The organism is Methanosalsum natronophilum, assembly GCF_024808815.1.
In the GTDB taxonomy this organism is placed as follows: Archaea; Halobacteriota; Methanosarcinia; order Methanosarcinales; family Methanosarcinaceae; genus Methanosalsum; species Methanosalsum natronophilum.
Genome location: NZ_JANUCS010000020.1, coordinates 25,934 through 31,991, shown reverse-complemented (window position 1 = coordinate 31,991; position 6,058 = coordinate 25,934). Strand labels below are relative to the sequence as shown.

The following is a 6,058-nucleotide window of genomic DNA, read 5'->3' as shown; positions in this document are numbered from 1 at the left end:
TGAAAAACTCTACCATTCTAGAAACCTGGTAGAGACAATGTTCTCAGTTCTGAAAAGAAAATATGGTGAAGAAATTAAGTCCAGAAAGTACAGAATCCAGGTAAAGGAGTAAAATGTAAGATATTAATACATAACATCGAAAGATATAACTCATTTACAATTATTATTTACATAAAGATTTCTACAGAGCCGATATTTCATGTTAATTTTAAAGTCTATTATTGAACCTATAGAGATTTTTGTTTGAAAAATATTTGATATCTTGTTGCAACCATTGTTATGCCACTCATCTTTATACCTGGCTCAAGATATAATCATGATGTTAATTAATTTGAAATAGCATTTGTTTTAGAATGGATAATTGGAGATATTGGATTTAGGCTATCTCCAACTTTCATCCTTGTTAGTCATTTCCCAAATATCGCTTTCACTGGATCTAAGTTAGATGCTTTATGTGCTGGATAGATGCCTGCAAGCAAGTTTAGGAAAGTAATAGCTACAATTATAACTATTACATCAAAAGTTCTGATTATTATAGGAATTTCACCTAAATCACCAAATGAATAGGTTAAACCAAATGCATCTAATAAATAAGCTGCAGTATAACCAATTATAGTTCCTACTATCGCACCAATGAACCCAAGCAGAGTGCTTTGTATAAGAAATATCCTTCTTATGTTCTTTTTCTTCATACCCATTGCCATTAGAATACCAATCTCTTTTACCTTGCTCATAACCATCATATTCAGTGCACTAACAACACCAAATGATGCTATTATTGCTACAAGTCCAGTTTCAAGAGCGTTTATAAGAGTAGATATCATTAATGTCTGTAGTATCTCAGGATGACGCTCAGTCCAACCTTCCGCATTATAACCCATTCTTCTGATATCTTCTGCAACTATCTTATCATTATATACATCATCAATCTTAACTGATACACTTGTTACTACATTTGATTCTTGATAGAATTTCTGAGCAGTCTCAATAGAAGTATAAGCAACAGATGTTCCAAATCCAGACGGATCATATATTCCTACTACTCGAAAAGACGTTTGTCTGGCACCCGGGAAAAAGCCAGTTACAGAATCACCAACCATAACTTCAAGGTCATCAGCTACTGAAGTACTGATAACTATAGAATTTGGTCGGTACATCACTTCATCAAAACTTCCTTCTACAAGATCATCTCGAATTGAATAAACGGCATCTTCTCTATCAACTATAACCCCAGATAGAATTAAGTTACGCCGATTATCATTGTGCGAAAGTGTAACACTTCCACGCATTAATGGAGATACTGCAACTACATGGTCTACATTCTCTACTTCAGTAACCAAATGATTATACAAGTAAATATAATCTTCATTCTCATCTGGAGATATTTTTACATGCTCAATGTTACCAAGTGTGGTATCTAGGATCTCTGCACTAAACCCTGCAACAAGTCCTAATGTTACTACCATGATAGCTACAGCTATTGCAACAGCACCCGATGAAAGAATGGTTTGCCTTCTCTTAGTTCGGATATATCTAAGTGCAATGTAGAGTTCCTTAAACATTGTTCTAACCACACAAGTTCATTATCTCTTCTTCATGTAAATCGCTATTGAAGTAAGTACCAATAGTGCTATGACCATAGATATTCCTGTAAGACTACCATCATCATCGGTTTCATTGTCAGGTTCAGGTTGTGGCAGTGCTCTTTCTTCTACTTCAATAATGGTTTCTTTTGAATCGATTATTTCACCTGTGCCACTAACAGCCTCAACACTTAGCTTGTATTGACCGGGCTGTAAACTCTCATCCCATATAGCTTCAATAGTCTCATCATCTTCATTTAGAAGTATTGGAGACCTTTTTTCGACTACTTGAATTGGTTCATCATTAGAATTTGAGGCAAACTCAGTTACAGTGAATCTAACAATCCCATTAAATGGAACCTGAGATTTTCCTTCTAATGTAATACTAGAACCTCTACGATCCTTAAAAATATCCGAGATCATCACATCTTCCTTTGCAACAAATGTTGTTTGGTCGGCAGTTACACGGTGTACAGGAGAATAGGTATCTATTTTCACTTTTGCTTGATATTCTTTTTTATTATCTAATATTTTATCCCATTGTTTATTAATGGTCATAGGACTTGAACTTAGTGCTACACCTTCATCCTTTTTTGTGGATATTATCTTATTATCATCTATCAACATGTAAGTGATATCCGCAATAGATGGTGCGTTCGGGCTCACACCTAGTATCAAAGAAACGTCTTTAGAATTTGCATTTATACTGTTTATAGATATTAGATTAAGTGTTGGTCGACCATGCACGAACCCATACCTCTGAGAAGCTACTTTATCATCATTATCCCAGATAGATGCATAGACTGCATAACCACCATCACTGGTCAATCCTGGGCTCCAATCAAAAGATAGACCTAAACGAGCATCTACATCATAATCATCTAGATCAAATGTCTTAGTTTGTAATAACTCATCACCCTTCTTCAACTCTAACTTGAGTTCGAGTCCTTCCCCATACTCTGATAAAGCTATCCAAATAGTTCCTGATTCTATATTAGAATACAGATCATCTACTCGAACCTCCATACCAGATCCGTCACTGCCTGATACAGGGCATGCAAACATTACTAATACGAACAAGAAAGTTAATATTTTAAATCTCATGAGCATCTCCATTCAATATGACTACTATAATTGATACTTGTAAATATTTCGTCAAGTATATATACTTTTTTGCAAACGTATTTATTCATTGAAAAATATTAATCTGATTATGCCTTCTGAGAATAAAATAGTTGAGATCAAAAACCTGAGCAAGGTTTATGGTAATGGTGTAGAGGTCTATGCACTTAATTCAATTGATCTTAATATCACCAAAGGAGAGTTCATGGCAATCGTTGGACCTTCTGGATCGGGGAAGAGTACACTTTTACACATAATAGGGATACTCGATACACCTACTTCGGGTACTATTCTAATTGATGGTGAAAATGTTAGTGATATGTCGGATGATCAAAGGGCTACCGTACGAAACAAAAAGCTTGGTTTTGTTTTCCAATATCACCATTTATTACCAGACTTTACAGCATTAGAGAATGTCATGATGCCCATGTTCATTGCAGGTGTTGAAAAAAAAGAAGCTAAAGAGAGAGCAACACAATTATTGTCTGATGTTGGTTTGCATGATCGAATGGAACATCGACCTAATGAACTTTCAGGTGGACAATGTCAACGTGTAGCTGTTGCTAGAGCATTAGCTAATAATCCAGATATTTTAATAGGTGACGAATTGACAGGTAATTTGGATTCAAAATCTAGTAGAATGGTATATGATATATTACGTAGGTTGAATGAGAAGTATAAACAAACTTTCATTATAGTGACACATGACGATGCTCTTGCTGAGAGGACTGATAGGATTGTTAGGATTATCGATGGAAAGATAGTTAGCTGAGATTCAATCCAAAAATAGCCAAGTAATTTAATTATTTTAAACTGATGGTTGATGGGATGTACGAACATAAAATAGCAATAAGGAACGTTATCAGTAACAAAAAAAATACAATGTTTTCTGTGATTGCAGTAGCATTAGCAATTGGTATAATCATTATATTCATGGGATTGATTTCTGGATTTGCAGCTGAACTAACTGATTCTATTACTGATAATTCACCCCATATTAGAGTGAGTCCCAGTGAAAACAACGATTTCATACATTTGTATCAACATCATTTGGATACAATAAATGGAATTGATGGTGTATCATCTACTTCCTTGATTTTAAGAGAAGCTGCTACCTTAGAGAAAAGGAATAAAGGTGTTAGCACAACAATTACAGGAATAGTACCTGAACAAGAGATCAGGACGATGGGTATTGACGATGACCTGATAGCTGGAGATTTTTACACACTAGACCATAGGAGAAACAGTATAGTCATTAGTACAGGACTTGCCAATGAGCTAAATGTCGAAATGGGTGACCGTATTACAATGGCTATAGGTGAAGATAGGTCAATTGATCTTGAAGTTGTCGGGTTGGTTTTATCTGGAAGTAATTTAGCTTATGTACATCTTGATTTTATCCAAGACTATTTTGGGCATAAAGGAAAAGTATCAACTATAAGCGTAGTATTGGACGATATCTATGCAGCTGATGAAATTGCAGCCGAAATTGAGAGAGAAACTGAATTAGAGGCCACTAGTTGGATTGAAGATCACAGTGATCTTTTCGATTTACTTGCAATACAAAACATAGTTGCATGGATATTTTACATATTGATATATGTAGTAGCCGGATTTGGTATTGCTAACGTGCTTCTGACAATGGTAATGGAGAAAAAAAAAGAGATTGGTATGTTGATGGCTATGGGTGCGACAAGAAAAAGTATTGTAAAAATCTTTTTCATTGAAGCTACATTTCTTGGCATAGTTGGACTGATACTTGGCTGCATAATAGCTTTAGTTGGAATACATTTACTGGGCTTAATAGAAATTGAAATACCTATAGATGAAGTTTATGCTGATGTAGCTACAGTACCGCTTGACCCACAGCTTATACATTTCCTATATGCAGGTGGGTTTGCAATGGTAGTAAATGTTATAGCCTCCATAGTTCCTGCAAGACAAGCATCTAAATTAGACCCTGTAGAAGCTATTGAAGATGACACATGATATTTTATAGATCAGTTTGTTAAAATGCAAGATAGTGGTTATTTTTTTGATAAATCACTATTCTCTCCACAAAAATAAATAAGTTAAGTTACATTGAACTTGTTTTCCTTTTTATAGTACATTGGAGAGATTTTAGAACAAATAATGGAAACACTATTTAGCTAATATAAAGTCAGCCAATATAAGAAAGGAGTCTTAAACATGTTTCCATGATGGTATTATTTTGAGACGCCGAGGGGGGGATTCGAACTCCCGAGGGGCTTAAGCCCCACAAGCTTTCCAGGCTTGCGCCTTACCGCTAGACTACCTCGGCATTTTGTATATGTTGTTATTGATTCTTTACAACTTCTTGTTCCAAGATGATGGATAAGTGCCTGCATCCATTATTACTCTTTCGGTTATTGCTACTATCCCTGTTTCAAAATCAATTATCTCATTTGATTCCATTTTTGCAGTGGATAAAGCTACTGCTTCACCTTTTATGGTAAATATACAGATAGTATCCCCTTTTTTTATGTTTGGATCAAGCTTTGATACTCCAGGAACAGCCAGAGAAGCACCCCGACATATTGCGTCCACTGCAGTATCCCTAATAATTATTGAGGGAAGATGACTCAAACCTTCTTCCATTGGCAACACTACCGATCTTAATTCATCTTCAATTCCTTTTTTTTGCCATAATATGAAGGCATCAACAACATCCTGTAATGTTACTGCATTCATTTCATCAAAAGGGCCGGTTCTGATTCGTCTTAGTTCTTGCATATTGGCACCGCATCCAAGCGCTTCACCCATATCATAGCATAGTTTTCTAATATAAGTCCCTGCCTCACAAAAAATATTCATTAAAACATAGTTTTCTTTAATTTCAAGTACTTCAATACAATATATTGTCCGTATTCTAACTGACCTTTTAACCGCTGACACTTTTGGTGGTATTTGAAAAATCTGGCCTTGAAATTCGTTGATTACACTCAAAATCTTCATTTTTTTGACTGGACCATGCAAACGCATAAGACAAATATATCCCTTTCCAGAAAGCCTTAAAGCGCGTATAGCTTTTGTAGCTTTACCGAGCATTATTGGAAGAAGACCATCAACTGATGGATCAAGAGAACCTGAATGACCAGCTTTTTTTATGTCCAAGATTTGTTTAATCCAAGCTGTCACTTCATGACTTGTTGGACCCTTAGGTTTTAGTAAGTTAATCACACCAAGATTGACATGATCATTTATAGGACGGTTATGTGGATAAGTTCCATAAGAATCGTTTGTGACAGTATTACTCTTAACTAACTGTGTTGATTCGGGTACTAAAGAACCAGATTTGTTTTTTTTGTCCATATAAATCCTTTTTCATGATT

At 35.3% G+C, this 6,058-nt stretch carries 5 protein-coding genes, 1 tRNA gene and 1 pseudogene; 3 read left to right on the top strand and 4 right to left on the bottom strand.

Annotated elements, in window-relative coordinates:
- Nucleotides 1-225: pseudogene (locus J2T59_RS09235) on the top strand (IS5 family transposase); the annotation flags it as partial.
- A gap of 182 nt (nucleotides 226-407) precedes the next feature.
- On the opposite strand, the gene J2T59_RS09230 reads toward J2T59_RS09235, so the two are convergent.
- Both J2T59_RS09230 and J2T59_RS09225 read right to left on the bottom strand, forming a co-directional pair.
- A complete protein-coding gene (locus J2T59_RS09230; protein ID WP_259135646.1) occupies nucleotides 408-1,562 on the bottom strand; it encodes an ABC transporter permease in 1,155 nt (384 codons plus the stop codon).
- A 21-nt stretch (nucleotides 1,563-1,583) separates the two neighbouring features.
- Nucleotides 1,584-2,687: a hypothetical protein gene (locus J2T59_RS09225; RefSeq protein ID WP_259135645.1), complete on the bottom strand. Its 1,104-nt coding sequence runs from the start codon at nucleotides 2,685-2,687 to the stop codon at nucleotides 1,584-1,586.
- A 109-nt stretch (nucleotides 2,688-2,796) separates the two neighbouring features.
- On the opposite strand from J2T59_RS09225, the gene J2T59_RS09220 reads away from it, so the two are divergent.
- Together J2T59_RS09220 and J2T59_RS09215 are read left to right on the top strand one after the other, a co-directional pair.
- Entirely contained in the window at nucleotides 2,797-3,477 is a 681-nt protein-coding gene (locus J2T59_RS09220) for an ABC transporter ATP-binding protein (protein ID WP_310572673.1), read from the top strand.
- Between the two features lie 56 nt (nucleotides 3,478-3,533).
- Complete coding sequence (locus J2T59_RS09215; RefSeq protein WP_259135644.1) at nucleotides 3,534-4,694, top strand: ABC transporter permease; 1,161 nt, start codon at nucleotides 3,534-3,536, stop codon at nucleotides 4,692-4,694.
- 229 nt (nucleotides 4,695-4,923) lie between these two features.
- Here the strand turns inward: J2T59_RS09215 and J2T59_RS09210 are convergent.
- Nucleotides 4,924-5,007 (bottom strand) — tRNA-Ser (locus tag J2T59_RS09210).
- Nucleotides 5,008-5,033: 26 nt separating this feature from the next.
- Entirely contained in the window at nucleotides 5,034-6,038 is a 1,005-nt protein-coding gene (locus J2T59_RS09205; RefSeq protein WP_259135643.1) for an RNA-guided pseudouridylation complex pseudouridine synthase subunit Cbf5, read from the bottom strand.
- Nucleotides 6,039-6,058 lie beyond the last annotated feature (20 nt).